General features: G+C 58.3%; 1 pseudogene. It reads left to right on the forward strand.

From position 1 onward, the window contains the following. Positions 1–300 (forward strand): annotated as a pseudogene (locus BK660_RS30125) (F0F1 ATP synthase subunit alpha); the annotation flags it as partial.

The raw sequence follows: 300 nt of genomic DNA on the forward strand, positions 1-300 counted from the left end.
CACCGACGGTCAGATCTTCCTGGAATCGGCCATGTTCAACTCCGGGATCCGTCCTGCTGTTAACGCCGGTGTTTCGGTATCCCGTGTGGGTGGTGCCGCTCAGACCAAGATCATCAAGAAGCTCTCCGGTGGTATCCGTACCGCTCTGGCTCAGTACCGTGCACTCGCGGCATTCGCCCAGTTCGCTTCTGACCTGGACGAACCGACCCGTAAGCCACTTGAGCATGGTCAGAGCGTTCCCGAGCTGATGAAGCAGAAGCAATACGCACCAATGTCGATCGCTGACATGGCGCTGTCGCT

Source organism: Pseudomonas brassicacearum, assembly GCF_003732265.1.
In the GTDB taxonomy this organism is placed as follows: Bacteria; Pseudomonadota; Gammaproteobacteria; order Pseudomonadales; family Pseudomonadaceae; genus Aquipseudomonas; species Aquipseudomonas brassicacearum_D.